Annotated in this window: 17 protein-coding genes; 6 read left to right on the top strand and 11 right to left on the bottom strand. The window is 53.1% G+C overall.

Translation table 11 applies throughout. The annotated features are described in order from the left end of the window. The first annotated feature begins 45 nt into the window (after positions 1-45). Positions 46-843: a peptidylprolyl isomerase gene (locus AAF465_13330; protein ID MEM7083706.1), complete on the top strand. Its 798-nt coding sequence runs from the start codon at positions 46-48 to the stop codon at positions 841-843. Positions 844-1,430: 587 nt separating this feature from the next. Then, positions 1,431-2,348 (top strand): DUF6502 family protein, encoded by a 918-nt coding sequence (locus AAF465_13325; protein ID MEM7083705.1) that lies wholly within the window; start codon positions 1,431-1,433, stop codon positions 2,346-2,348. 681 nt (positions 2,349-3,029) lie between these two features. Here the strand turns inward: AAF465_13325 and AAF465_13320 are convergent. The 4 genes from AAF465_13320 to smc form a co-directional block, all read right to left on the bottom strand. After that, a complete protein-coding gene (locus AAF465_13320) occupies positions 3,030-3,842 on the bottom strand; it encodes a DUF6502 family protein (GenBank protein ID MEM7083704.1) in 813 nt (270 codons plus the stop codon). Between the two features lie 48 nt (positions 3,843-3,890). After that, positions 3,891-5,927, bottom strand: a complete 2,037-nt coding sequence (ligA, locus tag AAF465_13315; GenBank protein MEM7083703.1) for an NAD-dependent DNA ligase LigA — start codon at positions 5,925-5,927, stop codon at positions 3,891-3,893. Between the two features lie 45 nt (positions 5,928-5,972). Continuing rightward, a complete protein-coding gene (gene zipA / locus AAF465_13310; GenBank protein MEM7083702.1) occupies positions 5,973-6,773 on the bottom strand; it encodes a cell division protein ZipA in 801 nt (266 codons plus the stop codon). Between the two features lie 232 nt (positions 6,774-7,005). Next, complete coding sequence (smc, locus tag AAF465_13305) at positions 7,006-10,506, bottom strand: chromosome segregation protein SMC (protein MEM7083701.1); 3,501 nt, start codon at positions 10,504-10,506, stop codon at positions 7,006-7,008. A 113-nt stretch (positions 10,507-10,619) separates the two neighbouring features. On the opposite strand from smc, the gene queF reads away from it, so the two are divergent. The 4 genes from queF (at position 10,620) to phaR (ending at position 13,486) form a co-directional block, all read left to right on the top strand. Further along, entirely contained in the window at positions 10,620-11,045 is a 426-nt protein-coding gene (gene queF / locus AAF465_13300) for a preQ(1) synthase (GenBank protein MEM7083700.1), read from the top strand. A gap of 126 nt (positions 11,046-11,171) precedes the next feature. Beyond that, positions 11,172-11,924: an RNA polymerase-binding protein DksA gene (gene dksA, locus AAF465_13295; GenBank protein ID MEM7083699.1), complete on the top strand. Its 753-nt coding sequence runs from the start codon at positions 11,172-11,174 to the stop codon at positions 11,922-11,924. 21 nt (positions 11,925-11,945) lie between these two features. Further along, on the top strand, positions 11,946-12,866 hold the full coding sequence (gene gluQRS / locus AAF465_13290) for a tRNA glutamyl-Q(34) synthetase GluQRS (GenBank protein MEM7083698.1): 921 nt from the start codon (positions 11,946-11,948) through the stop codon (positions 12,864-12,866). A 137-nt stretch (positions 12,867-13,003) separates the two neighbouring features. After that, positions 13,004-13,486 (top strand): polyhydroxyalkanoate synthesis repressor PhaR, encoded by a 483-nt coding sequence (gene phaR, locus AAF465_13285; GenBank protein ID MEM7083697.1) that lies wholly within the window; start codon positions 13,004-13,006, stop codon positions 13,484-13,486. Between the two features lie 128 nt (positions 13,487-13,614). Here phaR and pnp read toward each other — a convergent pair whose 3' ends face one another. The 7 genes from pnp to rimP all read right to left on the bottom strand — a co-directional run bounded on the left by pnp (position 13,615) and on the right by rimP (position 22,116). Next, a complete protein-coding gene (pnp, locus tag AAF465_13280) occupies positions 13,615-15,705 on the bottom strand; it encodes a polyribonucleotide nucleotidyltransferase (protein MEM7083696.1) in 2,091 nt (696 codons plus the stop codon). Between the two features lie 205 nt (positions 15,706-15,910). Beyond that, positions 15,911-16,180 (bottom strand): 30S ribosomal protein S15, encoded by a 270-nt coding sequence (rpsO, locus tag AAF465_13275; protein MEM7083695.1) that lies wholly within the window; start codon positions 16,178-16,180, stop codon positions 15,911-15,913. A 130-nt stretch (positions 16,181-16,310) separates the two neighbouring features. Then, a complete protein-coding gene (gene truB / locus AAF465_13270; GenBank protein MEM7083694.1) occupies positions 16,311-17,216 on the bottom strand; it encodes a tRNA pseudouridine(55) synthase TruB in 906 nt (301 codons plus the stop codon). Between the two features lie 15 nt (positions 17,217-17,231). Beyond that, entirely contained in the window at positions 17,232-17,627 is a 396-nt protein-coding gene (gene rbfA, locus AAF465_13265) for a 30S ribosome-binding factor RbfA (GenBank protein ID MEM7083693.1), read from the bottom strand. 14 nt (positions 17,628-17,641) lie between these two features. Then, a complete protein-coding gene (gene infB / locus AAF465_13260) occupies positions 17,642-20,125 on the bottom strand; it encodes a translation initiation factor IF-2 (protein MEM7083692.1) in 2,484 nt (827 codons plus the stop codon). Between the two features lie 17 nt (positions 20,126-20,142). Continuing rightward, a complete protein-coding gene (gene nusA / locus AAF465_13255) occupies positions 20,143-21,639 on the bottom strand; it encodes a transcription termination factor NusA (protein MEM7083691.1) in 1,497 nt (498 codons plus the stop codon). A gap of 15 nt (positions 21,640-21,654) precedes the next feature. Beyond that, on the bottom strand, positions 21,655-22,116 hold the full coding sequence (rimP, locus tag AAF465_13250) for a ribosome maturation factor RimP (GenBank protein MEM7083690.1): 462 nt from the start codon (positions 22,114-22,116) through the stop codon (positions 21,655-21,657). Between the last annotated feature and the right edge of the window lie 118 nt (positions 22,117-22,234).

The raw sequence follows: 22,234 nt of genomic DNA, 5'->3' as shown, positions 1-22,234 counted from the left end.
TCCGTATTTCCATCTTTTTATTACACACTCAAAGAGAGACCACTCATGAAACACATTTCTATCCTGCTGCTCGGCCTCATGGCGATCGCTTGTGCGCCGACCGGCGATAAGAGCGACGACAACGTACCCGCCCCTACCGGCACCGTGATTGCGACCGTTGACGGACAGCCCATCTATGACGAGATGATGGATTTCTACCGCAAGGCGCGTTTCGGCGATCGAGAAACGACCGACGATGAAAACGAACTCATTCTCAATGACCTCACTCAGCTCTACGCCATGGTTGAGGAAGCGAAGCGGCAAGGAATCGACCAAGATCCCGACATCAGCATGCGCATAAAAATGCAGGGCATGAGCCTTATGGCCCAACGCGTCATGCAGCAATTTCGCGAAGATAACCCGATTACCGATGAACAGGTTCAGGCAGCGTTTGAAACAAGTGAAAATGATAATGAATTCAAAGCACGACACATACTAGTTAAAGAAGAGTCAGAGGCTGTGGATCTCATTAATCAGCTCGACGCCGGCGCTGATTTCGCCACACTAGCCGAAGAATTTTCTACCGGCCCCTCCGCCTCACGCGGTGGCGACCTAGGCTGGTTTCCCGCCGCTCAAATGGTCAAGCCATTTGGTGACGCTCTTCCTGGTATCGAACCCGGTAACTACGGTAAAACTCCCGTTCAAACGCAGTTTGGTTGGCACGTCATCTTGGTCGAAGACACACGGGCAGTACCCTTTGAGTCGGTCAGCGATAAATTACGCGAGCAATTAGCGACAGATCAGGTCAATGACTTCCTCGAATCAGTCAAAGCAAAAGCGCAAATTGTCGATAAACGGACGTAAAAAGCCCGTATAAACCCTGGGATAGTGAAATTTTTACTGCCCATAAGTAATTGATACTTAAAGAGTAATTATATCATTTGAGGATTCGTGAACTGGTTCACAGAGGGTTAAGGCAAGGTTGCGTATAAATACACCTGAGCCTGCTCTTTGTACCCAGACAGGCTCATAAACCTCAGAATCCCCCAAACGATGAGGCGAACTCAAGCCGGCAAGGATGCCGGCTTTTTTTATTTGCGCACATTGCGTGTAAATACCCTAAATTCGGGTGCGAACCATTCTTATCTTGCGATCGTTGCAATTCTTCAGAAACGATTAACCAAATAAGGGTTAGTCCTAATCCTCTTTCGGTTCCACACCGCGTAACATAATCCAACGCAGTGTTAAACGAATTTTAATTACGTTTCCAATCAACGCACTAACGATTGTTACTAATTTAAATTTGACATAGTTACCCCATAATGCTGAAATCTCCGGCCCATTTTTGGGGACAGTTCGCATCCGGATTCCCCATATTTCACGGCCATTTACGAATAACTCGTTAGCTTAAATATCGGGTAGGGAAATTTATCCCTTGACGTTATTTATCAATGGGATATATTTCCCATTACTATTATGTGAATTCAACGACGCATTCGGAAAAAACAAGAAAATTGGCCACGAACAGCCAGACAGAATCAAACGATGCGGACGTAAAACAGGGACTGCTAGCGGCATATCGTCGCTTCATGGGACCGCTAGTTCGGATCCTTATCAGAAACGGAATTTCATTTGACGAGTTCGCAGATGAATTAAAGGGCGTTTTTGTGGAAATCGCTCATGACGATTTCCCCATCGACGGACGCAATCCATCGGGTACGCGGATTGCGATTTTGACAGGACTGACGCGGAAGGAAGTTAAGCGGCAGTTAGAGAGGCTCGAATCAGGCGAACAAAATTCAAGCGGAGACCCCAACCGCGTTATGCGGGTTCTAAACGGTTGGCATGTTGATCCGGAGTTCACGGGACCTTATGGACTGCCCCACGAGCTCTATTTCGATAGTCCGCAGGGAAAAACGCCGAGCTTTTCGGAATTGGTAAGGCGCTACAGCGGGGACATGTCCCCGCGAGCGATGCTGGACGAGCTTTTAAGGTCTGAGGCTGTTGAAGAACTGCCAGACAAGACTTTAAGAGCACTTACAAGGACGCACGTTACATCGAGGCTAGATCCGCAATTTGTGGCTCGCTTGGCAACCATTATTGGAAGCCTTGCCGAGACTCTGGATCACAACCTTATGAGTGAAACAACCAATGAACCTAAAAGGTTCGAAAGAAACGTATTTACAGAAATCGGGGTTAATACAAAAGTTCTAGACGATTTCAATTTGCTGATGAGAGACAAGGGTCAGCGCTTTATTGAAACGATTGAACAGTTTTTAACCGCAAATGAGGGTGTTGACCTAGACGAACAAAACAAAGCCGAAATTAAGGTTGGCGTCGAAGTCTACATGTACATCGAAAAGGAATAGAAATTCAGAGGGAGCTTTTTTTGGGGGATATCCATGTATTTAAAAGCGAAGTATCTATTAAGTGTTCTTTCTGTAGGGCTGATAGTCACTACTAACGCAGCTGACCCAACTTCTAGCCAGGTTGGTGCTGTACAAAATCGAGTTTCCGGAGCGGCAGTATCTGGACATCAGCTGAAAGCTATTTCAGGTGACACCGGCGTATTGGCTCTAAGTTCTGGATCTGGTGTAAGAAGTCTCAGTGGAGGTTCAGGCGTAAAAGCCTTGAGCGCAGGTTCAGGCACCAAAAGCCTGAGCGGAGGATCTGGCGTAAAAGCACTAAGTTCAGGTTCTGGAGTCAAGAGCCTCAGCGGTGGCTCAGGGGTTACAAGCCTGAGTGGTGGCAGCGGAATCGAAAGCTTGAGCGGTGGTTCTGGAGTCTTGAGCTTGTCAGGTGGGTCTGGCGTTGATCGAATAAGTGGTGGTTCCGGGATTAATAGCCTAAGCGGCGGCTCTGGCATAGCCAGTATGAGCGGCGGAAGCGGAACGCAAAGCATGAGCGGCGGCTCTGGCATCCGCAGCTTGAGCGGAGGAAGCGGGCTGGTTGATAGATAGCGTTCTCGCGCTCTTCAACTCTCAAGCTATGCGAAAATGGCCGATCATAAGTGATCGGCCATTTTCTTTCTACTACAGGTCGTAGAAGGTTTAGATTCTAATTTCAGTATAGTCGAATGCATAAATCCCCACGCCGGTGAATCCCTGATTGGGCGAGGCAGAGATCTTACAGTCCCCAACGTTTTCGTCTAGCCACTCGTTAAACTGAATAACAAGCTCTGGAAGTTTTAAGGTGCAGAAAGACTGGAATTTTGCGAACTCTTCTTTAGACATATGAGGAACACGCGCCCTTCTTTCAAAAAGCTTGTCTTTTCTTTCCGAACACTCTGGAAACAAATTTTTGTAAATTGTATCGGCATATCCATGAACGCTAGCAGCGCAGTCTAATATTGATCCACTAGTCGTTTTCTGCGCATCGACATTCTCTCGAGAGATAGGGTAGAAGAACCCTTTATCATCGATCTCAATCTGCTCCGATTTTTTTATTAATTTAACAACCGTAGAGAATGGAAGATCAACTTTTGCACCTGCTATTAGTGTCTTTACATCAAGACCACTCTCAGAAACAATCGGCAAATGTAACGGCTCGCCTTTTTCATCGAGATGCTCCCACCAGTTGTCAATTACAACCGCTACTGCTAGTTTGTCCGTCGGCTCTGATAGATCGCTCGTTTCTATATCGATAAAGTCTCCGACCTTCTTTCTTGATATTCCCGTCATTGCAGCAATTGCAGAAACACTAACTTTATTGTTTTCATCATCAAGCACACAGTCGATATATACTTTTTGCGCGATTGAAGTAAATGTTTTGAAGGATACTCCAAGTTTCAATAGAATCTTTATCACTGGTTGAATCATCATATAGCAAGCCTTTACCGAGACTATTTCACGCTTCAAGCCCATTTACTTGCCCCATTAAGAAATTAAACGAAAATTTAGTTTTGTTTGAGATTACGAATACAGCAAATCCAATAACTCTGTTTCAGACAGAATAATGGTGCCGAGTTTTTCCGCTTTGGCGAGTTTGGAACCTGCTTTTTCGCCAGCTACGAGAAAATCGGTGTTTTTGCTGACACTTCCAGTTACTTTACCGCCTGCGGCTAGGATTCTGGCTTTGGCTTCGTCGCGCTTCATTTCTTTGAGGGTACCGGTAATGACAAACGTTTTGCCACTGATGGCCGTATTGTCATTGGCTGGCGTTGAGCGCTGAGGGTCAGGCCACTTCATGCCCAATCGAATGAGCTCTTTAACAAGCGCAACATTGGCGTCCGCATCGAAAAAGTGTCGGACACGTTGGGCAACGATGGGGCCGACATCCGGCACCTCAATCAGTGCCTCTTCTGTAGCCGACATGATGCGATCAAGATCGCCAAAGTGATCGGCCAAGGCCGCAGCAGTACTCTCCCCTACTTCACGAATACCGAGCCCAAATAGGAAACGAGCCAGCGTTGTGTTCTTGCTCTTTTCGATACTCTCGAGCAACTTCCGCGCTGATTTTTCCCCCATTCGATCAAGACTGACTAGCTGGCCTTGCTCCAGTTTGAAGAGGCCATCAATAGAGGTAACGAATTGGTGATCGACCAGCGCGTCGACTAATTTGTCACCCAATCCGTCAATATCAAGCGCACGACGAGAGCCAAAATGCCATAACCCCTGTTTAAACTGCGCTGGACATACTTGGGGACCACCCGTGCAGCGGTAGACCGCTTCACCCTCTTCGCGATTCACCGGCGACTGACATTCCGGACATCGCTCAGGCATGACGATCGCTTGGGTTTTCTTAGGTCGTTTACTGGCGACAACTGAGACGACTTCGGGTATCACATCGCCTGCACGACGAACAATCACGGTGTCACCAATTCGCACATCTTTGCGCGCCACTTCATCCATATTGTGCAAGGTCGCATTGCTGACCGTAACGCCGCCAACAAACACGGGGTCGAGTCTCGCAACGGGCGTTAGCGCACCGGTGCGACCTACCTGAAACTCGACATCCAGCACGGTGGTTACCTCTTCCTGAGCGGGAAACTTGTGGGCCACCGCCCAACGCGGAGCACGCGATACGAATCCGAGTGTCTCTTGCAGCGTCAAGTGATTAACCTTGTACACAACGCCATCGATTTCGTAAGGCAGCGTCGAGCGTCGAGCTAAGATCGAGGCGTGAAAGGCTAAACACCCCTCCGCACCTTGGACAACTTGATTCTCCGGGCACACCCGGAATCCCCATTCTGACAGCTGCTTGAGCACGTCGCTGTGTTTGTCCGGCATGGTCCATCCGGCGACATCACCAACTGAATAGACGTAAATCGTTAGCGGACGCTTGGCGGTTTCGCGAGGATCTAGCTGGCGTAAGCTGCCCGCTGCGGCGTTACGAGGGTTTTTAAAGGGCTTTTGATCATCTTTTAAGAGCCGAGTGTTCATTTCTTCGAAACCGGCCAACGGCATATACACTTCGCCACGCACCTCGAGTTCATTAGGCGTATTGTCCGGCAATTGCAGTGGAACGGACTTCAGCGTGCGGATATTGTGCGTGATGTCCTCACCGGTTTGACCGTCACCTCGCGTGGCGGCCTGTACAAATTGTTTATTCTCATAGCGTAAGCTGACGGCCAGACCGTCGAGTTTGGGCTCGGCAGCAAATTCAATGTCGGACGGTGCCTCATGGTCTTTTTTGAGCCGTTCAATTAATCGGTGCTCGAAGTCATGCACATCTTCATCGCTAAATGCGTTACCCAATGACAGCATCGGAACTCGATGCGTAACCTGTTCGAACCCATCGACGGGCGCCCCCCCCACTCGCTGCGTAGGTGACTGGGCATCAATCAGCTCGGGGTATTTTGCCTCAAGTGCAACCAACTCGTGAAACAGACGGTCGTACTCCACATCCGGCAGATCGGGATCGTCTAGTACGTGGTATTGATGATTTGCACGATCAAGTTGTTCGCGCAGACGCTTGGCTTGTCGTCGAACGGCAGCGGATACGGTCATGGTGCGTCTGTGGTTAACCGCATTGACAAGTGTGCGGCACCAGCATTACTCGACGGGTTCGGCGGAGAGGCCGTGCTGGTAATTAATGATGTCTTCGCGAAGGTGACTCGCACTTTGCCGGCTGAGAACAGTGCCTTGAGAATCGAGCAGTTGCCCGCCAAGCGTCGCCGCCAATCGGCGACCCGTCGCCACCATATCCGCGAATGCCGCTACCGCGTCCTCAGGCCCCGGCAACACCAAGAAAAGACTGGCACCTTTAAAATGTTGCGTGTCGAGATTTTCAAGACTGAAGGTGCCCGGTTTGATCATGTTGGCCAAACTAAACTGAGACTGTGGACGTCCACCCTCGTCCTCTGCATAGCGGTGAAAGATATCAAACTGGCCATATTCCAGGCCCTCTGCCTGAAGCGCCCCAACAAACTCAACGCCATCAAACATCGCCTCGGTCTTTGGAATAAGGTGTAACGCAATAACTTTGTCGGGCAGCGGCTCCGGCTCGCGTTCGGGTTCTGGCAGTGCGTCCTCGGATGGCATTTCTTCCGACGCGGACGGCGTGATCACACCGTCATCAACCAGAGTGGGCGATGGACGCGAGGCTTCATCTAGTACCTCATCTAATGATGGCGTGTCGTAAACGCCCTCATCCTGCTCTGGCACCGGATCGGGTTCAGAATATACAGGGACTGACGGTTTAATCTCATCGCCCGACGACTGATCAAGCGTAGGCTCATGCCGCACCAAATCGTTCTCGAACGGCTCCTCATCCTGATTTTTTCGGCCAAATAGATAGATCAACGCCAGGATCACTAATCCTATGCCAAGAAGAATCCAGCGAAGCTCGTTCATATCAGACCATTGCCTTACATTGGAAGTGAATATGACGCGTGTTGCACAGAAGTCGTATCATGACTTTGGTTAATCACCGCTAACACATCCATACTCGACGCCACTAACCCGCTCTCGAATCGTTAGACCGAACAGTTGATGTCCGGCTACCGTAACGCCGCCGACCGCGCGTCGTTAAAAGACTGACAACTCATTGTTTGTGTAACGCAACGACATCACATGTCGGACTGCGTTACACCGCCTGAGCCATCTCCACGGCTTCCGCCACATCCACCGCGACCGGGCGAGATACGCCCGCTTCTTGCATCGTTACACCGATAAGCTGTTCGGCCAATGCAATCGTGGTCTTGTTGTGTGTGATGAAAATGAACTGCACTTTGTCCTGCATCTCGCGCAGAATGTTACAAAACCGTGCAACATTGGCATCATCAAGTGGCGCGTCCACCTCATCGAGCATGCAAAACGGTGCGGGGTTCAGCTCGAAAATCGAGAAAACCAACGACACCGCGGTGAGCGCTTTCTCACCACCCGACAGCAAATGGATACTGGCGTTGCGTTTCCCCGGGGGTTGCGCCATGACCGTCACGCCCGCCGTCAGCAAATCCGAGTCATTCAATTCTAGATAGGCGTGTCCGCCACCGAACAATTTTGGAAACAGCTTCTTGAAGCCATCATTCACCTTATCGAAGGTTTCTTTGAAACGTGTGCGGGTCTCAACATCGATCTTGCGAATCGCCGCTTCAAGAATGTCGAGAGCCTCAACTAGATCGGCGTGCTGCGCGTCCAAGTATTCTTTGCGCTCCGACTGCTCTTTGAATTCATCGATGGCCGCCAGGTTTATGGCACCGAGACGCGCAATTTTTTTGGCCATCTTTTCAGTCTTTTCTTGCCATACTTCCGGTTCGGCCTCTTCGGGCAGTCCAGACCGTACCTCGGCCATATCACGCCCTGTTTCAGCAAACCGCTCGGCGATTGTGTCGCGCCGAACTTTGATCTCCTGAGCAGAAATGCGCACTTGCTGTACCGCTTCACGACGCTCGGTCACGTCTTGTTCGCGATGCTGTCGTTTTTGCTCGGTTTCGCGCAGTGATTGGTTCGTCGCTTCAAGTGTTTTGCGTACCTCGCCCAACTCGCTTTCAACTTCTAACCGCTTTTCAAGTAGCCCATTGAGCGATTCTTGTTGCGTCGCCATGGGAGCCTCACCCTCTGCAAGCTGCTGCATGAGTTCCGTGCGTCGCTCGGTCAAACGCGCCAACTGCTCACGCAGTCGCCGCAGGTTCTCTTGCGCTGAATCGCGGGTACTGCGACGTGACTCAACTTTAACCTCGATGTTGTGCGCCGCCGTCCGATCGCGCTCGTAACTTGAGCGGGTGCTATCCAGCTCCTCTCGAACACCACTTTCCTGTGCTTTTAACCGCTGCAAACGATCCTCTGACTCACTTAACGCGGCGTCGGCGGTATCCAATGCCGCTCGTGATTCGATAATGCGCCCATCAATCGTGGTGATCGACTCCGCCAGATCCGTCGCGTCAACATCCAACGCTTCAATGCGCGCATTCATGTCATCAAGCCGTGAGCGGCGGGCGTCGATTTGCGCGACAAGGTCGACATGTTCGCGGTGAATGCTATTCACGGCGTGCTGGCGCTCGTCACGCTCGCTGTCCAACCGCTTAAGCTCACTCCGCGCGTGCTCATGTTGTTCTTCAAGCTGCTGCGCTTTACGTTGAAGCTCCTCAAGCGTAGCGCGTACCTCCCGCAGCTCTGTTTCTCGAGCCAGCACACCGGCCCCGGCGTCCTTCTGACGGTTCACACGCAACCAATGTCGAGTCAGCCAAATACCGTCGGGTGTCACCACCGACTCACCGGTCGTCAGACGGTCGCGGAGCGACAAGGCGTCGCTTAAATCACGAGCGACTCGGACCGACGACAACAGCGCCTCGACACCGGTACCCACGCGGACTTTCTGCGCGAGGCTATCGGGCTTTGTCTCGACGGCTTGATGTCGATCAACAAACTGCACGTTTAGGTCTTCAACGTTGCCGATCACCGCTGCCACGCTGTCCATGCCATCGACACAAACCGCCTCGAGGTAATCACCCAGAACCGTCTCAACCGCCAACTCCCATCCGGGCTCGACGCTCAATTCTTGTGCCACACGCGGCTGCGCGTCGAGTCGCTGGCTCTCGAGCCAGCGACTAACCTTGCCTTCACCACCACCGAGTGCAGCCTGCTGCAGTGCCTCGAGTGATGCTAGACGACCTTTGTGCTGCTGAAGTGTGGCACGCGTCTCGTCAAGCTCTCGGGTGAGCGCTACATCGCGTTCGCGTGTCTTTTGTATGTGTTCGCTGCTGACGTGCAATGCTTCTTGCGCCTGCGTGAGGCTGACTTTGAGACCACTTTCGTTGCCATCCAACGAACTCAGTTCGGCAACAATGTCGGCCACCGACAACGCGGCGCGTTCGATCGACACCCGCTCCTGCCGCGAGACCAGTCCTTTAAGCTGCTGATCCATCTGTTCGATACGCGTGCTTTCCACACGCGTGCGTTGCACCGCCTCGCTGTTTTCTGCGCTGACAGATTGCCATTGTGCTTGCCAGGTGTTCATACGCGATTCGGCATCGCGCCAGCTCGCTTCCGATGTTTGGCTAAGCTGAGTTAGACGTTCCCACTCAGGCTCCATCGCAGCCAGATCGGTGGCCAGCTCTTTGAGCTGTTCTTCGTCGCTCTGAATCTCGACCTCAAATTCTTTGATGCCCTGCTCAGACTTGTCCACATCCTGTTGCTGGCGATGCTTGAGATCCTTCGCGTGCTGGATGTCTTGCTCGAGTCGAGCTATTTCTGAGCCTACTTTATAATAGCGTTCCTGCACGGCATTGAATGCATCGCCTTGTTCACCGCTTTCGCTTCGCAGCTTTTCGATTTCCGCTTCGACCGACCGCAGTTCGGCCACGGCCGCTTCCAGCGCCATTTCTTTTTCATGAGTCAGCTTCGCTTCAGCCGTACGGCGATCTTCCATTTCCGCATAACGCAGGGCCAGAAGTTCCGCCTCGAGTAAGCGCGCCTCCTCTTGGAAGGTTTTATACTTTTCAGCGACATTGGCTTGGCGCTGAAGGTGTTTAAGCTGCTTATCGACTTCCTCTCGAAGATCATTTAATCGATCGAGGTTGTCGCGCGTATGACGGATGCGATTGTTGGTTTCACGACGGCGATCTTTATATTTGGAAATGCCCGCCGCTTCTTCTAAATACACACGCATATCGTCGGGCTTCGCCTCGACAAAGCGAGAGATCATGCCCTGTTCGATAATCGAATAGCTGCGCGGACCTAACCCCGTTCCCAGGAACACGTGCGTAATGTCCTTGCGGCGGCAGCGCGTATTGTTCAGAAAATACGTCGACGTACCGTCACGGCTCATGGTGCGCTTGATCGACACTTCCGCATAACCTGCGTACTGCCCACCAATTTTGCCGTCGGCGTTATCAAACACCAATTCAATCGTTGCGGACCCGACAGGCTTACGAGAACTCGAGCCATTGAATATGACGTCGGTAATCGCGTCGCCTCGGAGGTTTTTCGCCGAGCTCTCACCCATCACCCAACGCACCGCATCGATAACGTTTGATTTGCCACACCCGTTTGGGCCGACAACGCCGACCAGATTGCTGGGTAGAGTGACAGTGGTGGGATCAACGAACGTCTTGAAGCCGGCGAGCTTTATCTTGCTCAATCGCATTAAACAGGTTCCAGATCGTGGTCGAAACAATCGCTGTAGTGTAAAGTAATCGCCTTATTCCTGTCATCAGAAATTCGCGTCGAATTGTGTCGACGCGCGGAGGCAAAACAGTCGTGACTATCTTTCCAGGTGAAGCGTTAGGTGCCGGCGGAACAGCACCACCCTCTCGGGAACTCGAGACGTTTCCGAACCCTTCAGACGAGCGTGATTATACCATCCGAATGCGAATTCCGGAGTTCACTTGCGTGTGTCCGAAAACAGGGCAACCCGACTTCGCCACGCTCCACTTAGAGTATGTTCCCGATAAACTTTGTATCGAGCTGAAATCCCTAAAGCTTTATCTGTGGAGCTACCGAGACGAGGGCGCGTTTCACGAGGCAGTGACCAACCAGATCCTCAACGACTTGGCCGCCGCGTGCGCACCGAAGTTCATGCGACTGACCGCTGAGTTCTATGTTCGGGGCGGCATCTACACCACCGTGGTGGCCAGCCAGCAGCACCCCGACTGGACACCGCCAGACCCAGTCCAACTTCGCTGATTTTATTAGCTTTTTTCGCATTCTTTTGCCCCTCATTTTTGACCGAAAATTGTTGTATACATTTGGAAATATCGCTATATAATTGAGCGTTTTTCCGGCACGGCAGACCTTAGGAAGGGGTGGAAAATGGCGACGAAAAAGAAAGTAGCCAAGAAGACGACCAAGAAGAAAACGACCAAAAAAGTCGCGGCGAAAAAGACCACCGCCAAGAAAGCCACCGCGAAAAAAACGACCAAGAAAGTAGCAAAGAAAACTGCTAAGAAAAAAGTGACAAAGAAAAAGGTCGTTGAAAAAAAGGCCACGGCCAAAAAAGCGACTGCCAAGAAAACAGCGACTAAAAAGACCACGGCGAAGAAGGCCGCTACCAAGAAAGCGGTGGCAAAGAAAACCGTGGCAAAGAAAACCGTAGCAAAGAAACCAGCCGCCAAAAAGCCAGCGGCTCGTCGCACTACCGGTGCCGCATTGCTCGCGCCTGCCAAAGTGAAGCCTTACCAGGCAGCGCGTAACGAAGACTTCATGAACAACAAACAGCGTGATCATTTCCGCACGATTCTGCGTGCGTGGAAGACCGAGCTGATGGAAGAAGTCGATCGTACCGTGCACCACATGAAAGATGAGGCCGCCAATTTCCCCGACCCTAACGATCGTGCGACACAAGAAAGTGAGTTCAGTCTCGAACTTCGTACACGCGATCGCGAACGCAAACTAATCAAGAAAATTGATGAGGCCCTCGCAATGGTCGGCACCGGCGACTACGGTTACTGCGAAGCATGCGGTATCGAAATTAGCATTCGACGGCTCGAGGCGCGACCGACTGCCACGTTGTGCATCGATTGCAAAACCCTCGACGAGATTCGCGAGCGCCAACTCGGCGGCTAAGCACGCACTCACCCGCCGCTGGTGTCCGCCGCAACTGTTGCTCCAACAACGCCGTACCGGGGCCGGTTTGCCCCTTCACCCACCGGGCCTTTGCACATGGGTTCACTGCTGGCCGCCTGCGCCAGCTATCTTCGCGCGCGCCAAGCCCAAGGTGAGTGGCTACTCCGCATTGAGAATATCGACCCACCCCGCGAGATGCCGGGTGCATCCGATTCCTTTCTACACACATTAGAGGCCGTCGGGTTCGAATGGCACGGCTCGGTTGTCTACCAACGTGACAGGATCGAACGCTATCGCAGTGTGGTCGATGCACTAAACCAACAACAAACCGCCTATCGCTGCCGCTGCAGTCGACGCGACATTCAACAAGCGATCGCCGCTCAAAATGGCCCCGAGTCGGTGTATCCGGGCACCTGCCTTGGCCAACCACCGAACCCCGATGAATCGTGCAATCATCGGCTTAACGCCGGCACCGATACGCTGTTTTTCTCGGATGCGCTACAAGGTGAACAATGCATTACGTTTGGTCGCGACCAAGGCGATTTTGTAATTTGGCGAAAAGACGATTTACCCAGCTATCAGCTTGCGGTCACGGTTGACGACCTCGATCAGGGCATTACCGAAGTGGTGAGAGGGATCGATTTGTTGCACGAAACCGCCGGACAAATCGTACTGCGTCGACACCTCAGTGAGACGCAACCCGACTGGATGCATATCCCTGTCATCGTGAATTCGTCAGGCGAAAAGCTCTCCAAACAAACGGCGGCGCCGTCACTTCAAACGCGTCGAGCAGCGCAGCATTTGTGCGACGCATTGGCACTTCTAGGGCTCGGCATTCCCTCCGCGCTGCGGCGCGCTGCAGTGCGTGATATCTGGTCTTATGCAATTGAGCACTGGGAACCTAATCAATTGTCTGGAAAAGAAAAAGTCACATTAGAATGAGTCAATAGCGGTACAAATTGCAAAGCAACATCGCCGCCAGTTACACTACCTCCATTACACAAATTGTCGCAGTGCGGTCTGACCAACACCGCAGAGTGCAGCATTCTCATCGCCTCTATTCACAGGGTTCAAAGTTTATGAGCGAATCACGAATTATTAAAAAATATCCAAACCGACGCTTGTACGACACCGAAGAAAGCCGTTACATCACACTTGCCGACATTCGAAACCTCGTGCTCGAAAAGGTCGATTTTGTCGTCATAGACAAAAAGTCCCAGGCAGACATCACGCACAGCATTTTGCTGCAGGTGATCAGCGAACAAGAAGCCAGCGGGGAGCCCATATTCAGCCGCGATTTTCTGTCCCAAATTATTCGCTCCTATGGTGGCAACATGCAAGGCATGGTCAGCAGCTATATGGAACAGAGCCTCAAACTCTTCATGGGACAGCAGCAACAGATACGCTCCCGACTCAAAAACGTCGTTGGCGTCGACCCGATCAGTGTTGTGACCGATATCGCCAAGAAAAATTTGTCGTTTTGGAAATCGGCTCAAGAAGAACTCCTCAAGACCTTCACCGGTCCGCAAGAATCCGAGCGCAAGCGGGACGAACGCGACTGATTCTTCCGTTGACCAACCATAAAAAAACCGGGCGAAGCCCGGTTTTTTTTTCCAAGACAGACGGCATCGCCTGCTTGAGCATCACCACAACGATCAACGCTCGTGGCAAACAGTCAGCGCGATGCTGATCATTCCTCGGCGTCGAGGTTTCTCATACTCAACCGAATTCGACCTTGACGATCCACCTCAAGCACTTTCACTTTAATCTCGTCGCCTTCAGCGAGTTTGTCGCTGACCTTCTCGACGCGCTCTTCGGAAATCTGCGAAATGTGCACCAAACCGTCTTTGCCCGGTAAGATCGTCACGAACGCACCAAAGTCCATTAGACGAGCGACTTTGCCATCGTAGATCTTACCCACTTCGACTTCCGCTGTGATGAGCTTAATGCGGCGTTCCGCCTCTCGACCTGACGCGCCCTCAACAGACGCTATTCGAACCGTACCGTCGTTATCAATGTCGATCGTTGCACCCGTCTCTTCGGTGATGGCGCGAATCACCGCACCCCCTTTACCGATCACATCCCGAATCTTCTCAGGATCGATCTTCATCGAGATAATGGTGGGTGCCCAATCTGACATTTCAGCGCGAGGCTCAGCGATAACCTGCTTCATATTGTCAAGAATATGCAGACGAGCGTCCCGTGACTGGGCCAATGCGGTAGACATGATGTCCTGGGTGATACCTTGAATCTTAATGTCCATCTGAAGTGCGGTAATACCGTCGTCCGTACCGGCTACTTTAAAGTCCATGTCGCCCAGGTGGTCTTCATCGCCCAAGATGTCTGTCAGCACTTGATGCCGATCGCCATCTTTCACCAAGCCCATTGCCACGCCGGCCACCGGCGCTTTGGTCGGCACACCCGCATCCATTAGCGCCAAACTTGTACCACAAACCGACGCCATAGAACTTGAACCGTTCGATTCAGTGATTTCAGACACCACCCGAATCACATAGGGAAACGCTTCCATATCCGGCATGACCGCAGCAATGCCGCGCTTGGCTAGTTTGCCGTGGCCAATTTCGCGACGCTTCGGCCCAGACATAAAACCGGTCTCCCCGACACAAAACGGCGGAAAGTTATAATGAAGCATAAAGGGCTCTTTGTACTCGCCTTCCAATGCATCAATAATCTGCGCATCTCGACCGGTACCGAGCGTGGTGGCAACAATCGCCTGCGTCTCGCCGCGGGTAAATAGTGCCGAGCCATGTGTTCGCGGCAGTACGCCAACACGAACATTAATCGGCCGAACGGTGGTCGTGTCGCGACCATCAATCCGAGGCTGTCCGTCCAACACGCGGTTTCGAACAATGTCGCTTTCCAACGACTTGAGCATGCCGCCTACTTCGTCGGCGCTGTACTCTGGCTCATCGCCACCGGCCAACGCGTCCATCACGGCCGCCTTGGTTTCATGGACTTTGTCCTGACGCGCCATCTTTTCAGAGATGTCGTAGGCGGCGGACAGGCCTTCGGTGGCCTTGGCTGCCACTAATTCCTTGAGCGCCGTATTTTCTTCTGGTGCTTCCCAGCCCCAAGACTCCGTACCGACTTTAGCCACCAATTCGTTAATGTTCGCAATCGCTACCTGCATCTGCTCGTGACCGTAAACCACGGCACCCAGCATAACGTCTTCAGACAAAATGTTTGCCTCGGACTCGACCATCAGCACAGCGCCTTCGGTGCCGGCAACCACCAAATCAAGATCGGAATCTGCCAGCCACGTGCGCGTTGGGTTGAGTGCATAGTCACCGTCTTTATAGCCCACTCGAGCAGCAGAAATTGGACCTGCAAACGGCATACCAGAAATAGCCAGTGCCGCCGAGCACCCAATCATCGCCGGAATATCAGCGTCCACTTCGGGATCGAGCGACATGACGGTCGCAATCACTTGTACTTCGTTTTTAAACCCTTTTGGAAACAACGGTCGTATGGGTCGGTCGATGAGGCGCGAGATCAGCGTCTCCTTTTCCGATGGCCGTCCTTCGCGTTTAAAAAAGCCACCTGGTATTTTACCGGCGGCATACGTTTTCTCTTGATAGTTCACGGTCAGCGGGAAGAACGATCGACCTGGATCAGCTTCGCGTCTACCGACTGCGGTAACGAGCAGCGCCGTGTCGCCAACCGACACCACCACCGCACCACTAGCTTGACGGGCAATCTCGCCCGTTTCGATCGTGACCTTCTGGTCACCGTACATGAATTCTTGCTTATGAATAGTCACAACTAACCGCCCCTAAACCCCTTGGTTTGTAACGATGGATTAAAGTACCCGGACGAGCAGCATGTTGAATAAAGCTCAGTCATCACCGTCTCTACCGACCGCGATGACGCTATTGGCTAATAACTTGGTTTAGAATCGACACAACGCTTAGCGTCATGCGCGATTCTCCCCTGAACGTTTTTCAACACGCTGCTGTCGAGGAGAATTATCGGCGCAAGCCCAGTTCCTTAATGAGGTCCTGGTAGCGTTTAAGATCTTTCTTTTTGAGGTAGTCCAGCAACTTGCGGCGCTGGTTAACCATTTTAAGAAGGCCACGTCGAGAATGGTGGTCTTTTTTATTGTGGGCAAAGTGCGAGGTCAGTCCGTTGATACGGGCTGACAGCAGCGCCACTTGCACTTCGGGACTGCCGGTATCGGCGGTGCCACGTGAATGCTTTTCGATGATTCCTACTTTTTGCTCGGTTGAAAGCGGCATGTCGGTCTTTCCTCTAAATCTCTCTATTTAAACCCTTTTTGGCAGCGCGCATTGTACCCGCAGCCACCCTGTGGTAACAAGCCATTTTGGGCAAAATTCGAGCAAATATTTGGCCTTTTTGAGGGCGTATTTAGTGGAAAAGCTTCCGTGGTGCCACCCGCCCATCCGGCAGCATTTTCCCAAGGCCAACAAAGCCCTTACCCTCAACGTAAACGCGGACATCCCCGCGTGACGGCGCATCGGGGGCCTGCACCGACTGCCCGTTTAACAAATAAAACCCGGTATCCGAATCCAGCTGAACGCGCGGCCAATCCTGCAGTGCCCGATCAATGGGCAAAAGCCACTGGTCCGCGCTCTCAGGCCCGTGTTCATCTACCACCGTCTCGATTTGCTCGAGCGTCACCAGTTCCGCGGCCGAGAACGGGCCAGCGGCCGTACGGCGCAGGACGATGACATGGGCCAGCGCGCCCAGCGCCTCGGCAATATCCTCAACCAGCGTGCGAATATACGTGCCCTTGGAGCACTGCACGCGAAGCGCCATCTGGCCCTCGGTCGACGATAATCGCTCTAGCGAGAGCACGGTGATCGCTCGAGGAGGTCGCTCGACCACTTTGCCCTCGCGAGCGAGCTTATACAGACGCCGACCCTCATGTTTGAGCGCCGAATACATGGGTGGGATCTGTTGTTGAGGGCCTAAGAACTGTGGCAAGACGGCATCGATCTGATCCATCGTTGGTCGTGCATCACTGGTCTCTACCGCCTCACCCTCGGCGTCGGCGGTATCGGTTCGCGTGCCAAACGCAGCCTTTACTTCATAGGTTTTGTGAGCGTTGAGTAGGTAACCGGAGACTTTTGTGGCGTGGCCAAAGCACAGGGGCAATAAGCCACTCGCCAACGGATCCAAACTACCTGTGTGGCCGGCTTTACTGGCGAAAAGAAGGCTTTTGGCTCGTTGAAGCGCCCGGTTCGAGGTCAGACCACTCGGCTTGTCGAGTAGCAAAATACCGTTGACACTACGCCCTTTGCGACGCCCCATGAGACGGTCCTGTACTTAGTCGATCGACTCGTCGTCTGAGCCAGAAGGCCGACGCGCATCGTCCTGAGATACCGCCCGGTCGATCATTGCGCTCATCGCGCGGCCGCGCAGTTCGATATCGTCCTTGAAAAAGCGTAGCTCGGGAGTGGTGCGCAACCGTATCTCTCGCCCAACCCGACTGCGGATAAAACCAGCGGCCTTTTGCAGCACATCGGCCAACTCATCCAGATCCGCCGTATCGTCAAGCGACGTAAAGTAGATTTTTGCCACGGTTAGGTCGCGACTGAGCTGAAGATCAGTGATCGTAACCAGCTTGACGCGCGGGTCGTGAACCTCATCGCGCACGACCTCGCTCACCATGCGATGGAGAAGCTCGGAAACACGTTCGCTGCGATGAAACTCTTTGGGCATGCCAAACGCCGCGTCTAAATTTCGCGCGCGACCTCGATGCGTTCGAAACACTCGATTTGATCGTTCACGCGCACATCGTTGTAGTTCTTCACGCCGATACCGCATTCGGTGCCCGAACGTACTTCGTTGACGTTATCTTTAAAGCGGCGCAGCGACTCCAGTTCGCCTTCATAAATCACCACGTTGTCGCGCAACACTCGAATCGGAAAGCTGCGGCGCACATAGCCTTCAGACACGATACATCCCGCCACCTGTCCAAGTTTCGGCGATGAAAACACCTCTTTAACCTCGGCCAAACCGACAATTTGTTCCTTGATCTCGGGCGCCATCTTACCGCTGATGGCTCGTTTCACTTCATCGATCGCTTCATAAATGATGCTGTAGTAATGAAGATCAACACCCGATTCTTTGATCACTGTGCGCGCAGCAGTATCGGCACGCGTATTGAAACCAATAATGATCGCATTCGACGCAGCCGCGAGATTGACATCAGACTCCGTGATCCCACCGACAGCGCTGAGTACCACCTTCACTTCAACATCTTCCTGCGAGAGCCGCATCAGTGCATCGCGCAAGGCCTCCGCACTGCCCTGTACGTCCGCCTTAATGACCAGGTTGACGCTCTCACGTTCGCCCTGTGTCATCTGCGAGAACACATCTTCAAGGCGCGATGCGCTTTGCTTGGCCAGTTTCTGGTCACGCATTTTATCTTGACGATGTTGTGCCACTTCGCGTGCCTTGCGGTCGTCGGCCAGCGTCAAGATGTCATCACCCGCATTGGGTGTGCCCGATAACCCAAGCACAACCGCCGGCGTGGACGGGCCGGCCTCTTTGATCGGCTTACCCAACTCATCAAACATCGCACGCACACGACCAAATTCGGTTCCGGCAAGTAGCGTGTCGCCCACTTTGAGCATGCCGCGGCTGACGAGTACGGTGGCTACGGCCCCGCGCCCTTTTTCAAGTGACGATTCGAGCACAACACCCGCCGCCGGACCGTCGGCAGTGGCCGTTAGTTCCAATAGTTCCGCCTGCAATGAAATGTTCTCTAACAAATCATCAATGCCCTGACCCGTTTTAGCCGAGACGGGCACAAACATGGTGTCGCCACCCCAATCTTCCGGGATCACCTCATGTTGCGACATCTCGTTTTTAACTCGCTCCATGTCAGATTCTTCGCGATCCATTTTGTTGACGGCGACAATCACCGGCACGCCGGCCGCTTTGGAGTGTTTGATCGCCTCAATAGTCTGCGGTTTTACTCCGTCATCGCCTGCCACAACCAAGATAACCAAGTCCGTTACCTGGGCGCCGCGCGCGCGCATGGCCGTAAACGCTTCGTGTCCGGGCGTATCCAAAAAGGCAATATCGCCCTTGCTGGTTTTTACGCGGTAGGCACCAATATGCTGCGTGATACCCCCCGCTTCGCCGTCGGCCACTTTGGCGCGTCGAATATAGTCAAGCAGCGATGTCTTACCGTGGTCTACGTGACCCATCACCGTCACCACCGGCGCGCGCTCAACTTCATCGCCCACCGCCTGGCTGGCTTCAACAACCTGGTCTTCCAGCACGTTGTCGCTCACGATCGACACCGTGTGGCCCATCTCCTCAACGACAAGCTGTGCGGTATCCTGATCGATCACCTGGTTAATGGTAACCATCGCGCCCATGCCCATCATGGTTTTAATCACTTCGTTCGCTTTTACTGCCATTTTTTGAGCGAGTTCGGCGACCGTAATGGTCTCGCCCAACTGCACCTCACGCACAACGGGCGCCGTGGGTCGTTCGAAACTTTGTGATTCGGCGCTAACGGCAATCGGACGACGACGCACCGGCTTCTTCGGCCGGCGACGACCGCTCTTGTCCCGCGCAACATGCAATTCCTTGCGGCCGTACTTGGTATTGCGGTCTTCGGTTTTACGCGCCTTGCGTTGTGCGTCTTGCTGCTTGCGTCGTTCTTCTTCAACACGACGCCGCTCTTCGGCCTCAGCTTTGCTACGCGCTTCGCGTTCCGCGCGTTCCGCGCGCTCAGTACGCTCACGCTCCAAACGCTGCTCTTCGGCTAGGCGTCGCTCTTCGGCCTCGCGGTGGCGCTGCTCTTTCGCTTCTTTTTCGGCATTGGCCGCGTCGCTTTGCTTCTGTCTCTCTGCGTCGAGCTCTTCTTGCTTGGCCTTCGCTTCTTCTTCCAGCACACCACGGTTGATGTACGTGCGCTTACGGCGAACCTCTACATTGACCGTTCGGGCGCGCCCCTGCCCACCCGACAATTTGAGTTCGCTTTGCTGCTTGCGCTTGAGCGTGATTTTCTTCGGCGCAGCGCTCTCTCCCTTGCGACCATGGGACTTACGCAAATGCGTCAGAAGCTGCATTTTGTCGTCTTCGCTGATGGTGTCTTGGGCGCCGTCCACGGAGATCCCCGCTTCGGCCATCTGCTCGAGCAGCTTGTCGACCGACACCTTCAGTACATCCGCAAATTGTGTGACCGTTACATCAGCCATAATCTACTCCACGTCGACTATTCGACGTCCTCAAACCAGTGTGCGCGTGCAGCCATAATTAGTTCAGCTGCGCGTTCGGGGGTTAGCGATTCCACGTCTTCAAGATCGTCCACAGCTTGTTCGGCGAGATCTTCGCGCGTCACCACCCCTTTACTTGCCAATACGTAAGCCAACGCGTCGTCCATGCCTTCGAGCTCTAGCAAATCGCTCGCAGGCTGCGCATCGCCGATCTGCTCTTCACTCACAATCGCTTGAGTCAGCAACACATCACGAGCGCGACTTCGAAGCTCATTGACAATGTCTTCGTCAAATTCCTCAATCGAAACCAGCTCGGCCGTCGGCACATAGGCCACTTCCTCAATGCTCGAAAAGCCTTCTTGAACAAGAATAGCGGCAACCTCTTCGTCCACATCCAAACGCTTTGTGAACAGTTCAACCAGCGCTTGCATCTCCGATTCGGATTTTTCTTCCGCGTCGGCCTCAGTCATGACTTTAAGGTCCCATTGCGTGAGATCACTGGCCAAACGGATATTCTGGCCGCCCTTGCCGATCGCAAGCGAGAGGCGATCTTCTTCCACCGCAATGTCCATCGAGTGTTTTTCTTCGTCCATAACGATCGATAACACTTCGGCCGGAGACATGGCATTAATCACAAACTGAGCGGGGTTTTCGTCCCAGAGGATGATGTCTACTCGCTCGCCGGCCAACTCATTAGATACCGCCTGAACTCGAGAACCTCGCATACCCACGCACGCGCCCACCGGATCGATACGATTATCATTGGTGCGCACGGCAATCTTGGCACGATTGCCAGGATCACGTGCCGCGCCCAAAATATCGATTAAGCCTTGCCCCACTTCGGGCACTTCGATCTTAAAGAGCTCAACCAAGAACTCCGGCGATGTGCGCGTCATGAACAGCTGCGGACCGCGAATCTCCGATCGCACCTCACGCAGCAGACCTTTAACACGATCGTTGGTGCGAATGGCTTCACGCGGAATCAGATTTTCGCGCGGAATAAATCCCTCGGCGTTTCCGCCAAGATCAATGTAGGCACCGTTGCGATCGACGCGTTTGACAATACCACTCAACAGCTCGCCTTCGCGGTCTTTGAATAACTCAACGACTTGCGCACGTTCTGCCTCGCGCACTTTCTGAACGATGACCTGTTTGGCGGTTTGCGCCGCGATGCGACCAAACTCCACCGATTCCATGGGTTCTTCGACATATTCGCCAGGCGCCGTGTCGGCGTTGTACTCCACCGCGTCCTCAAGCCGTAGCTCACGGTCGGGCGTTTCGAGCTCGGTGGAGTCATCGGCAAACACCAGCCAGCGGCGGAAAGTTTCGTAGCCGCCTGTTTCGCGATCGATCGCCACACGCACGTCGATGTCCTCGCCGTGCCGTTTGCGCGTAGCCGAAGCCAACGCCATTTCGATTGCCTCGAAAATGATCTCCTTGTCGACGCCTTTCTCATTCGATACTGCGTCTGCGACTAACAGGATTTCTTTGTTCATGCCAACACCATTGCGTTATGCGTCATACACCGGCACCAGCCGGGTTTTCTCAATATTGTCGCGACGAAACACCATTGTCTCGCCATCCACCTCGAGCGTGATCGATGATTCATCGGTGGCATGCAACACGCCACTGACTTTGCGCCGATTCTGCTCGGGCCGCTTCAGCCGCACATTGACGGCAAAGCCCAAAAACTGTTCGTAGTGCGCCAGCGTGCGCAAGATGCGATCAAGGCCCGGCGACGACACTTCCAGGTCATACTCAGTTTTGATCGGATCTTCCACATCCAACACACCGCTGACCTGGTGGCTCACCGCCTGACAATCGTCGAGCGTGATGCCCTCCGGGCCATCGATATACAACCGCAACAATCCGTGGCGCGCGCTGCTATTAAACTCTAGATCAACAAGCTCATACCCTAAGGCTTCTACCGTAGGCTCAAGCAAATCAATCAGTTGTCGCGCCCTTCGGCTCATTCGTTCTGCCTCCAGAGACAAAAAAAGGGCCATGCGGCCCCCCTCTAGTCAGTAGATCCGAGGACGTTGTTGTTTGCTCTATTTCTTGCCGGCGTCTCGGTTTTACGTAGCATTCCTC

The sequence above is a fragment of the Pseudomonadota bacterium genome (assembly GCA_039028935.1).
Lineage (GTDB): Bacteria > Pseudomonadota > Gammaproteobacteria > Steroidobacterales > SZUA-146 > SZUA-146.
Note: the sequence above shows the minus strand (reverse complement) of the source record. Positions and strands in the feature narration are given on the sequence as shown.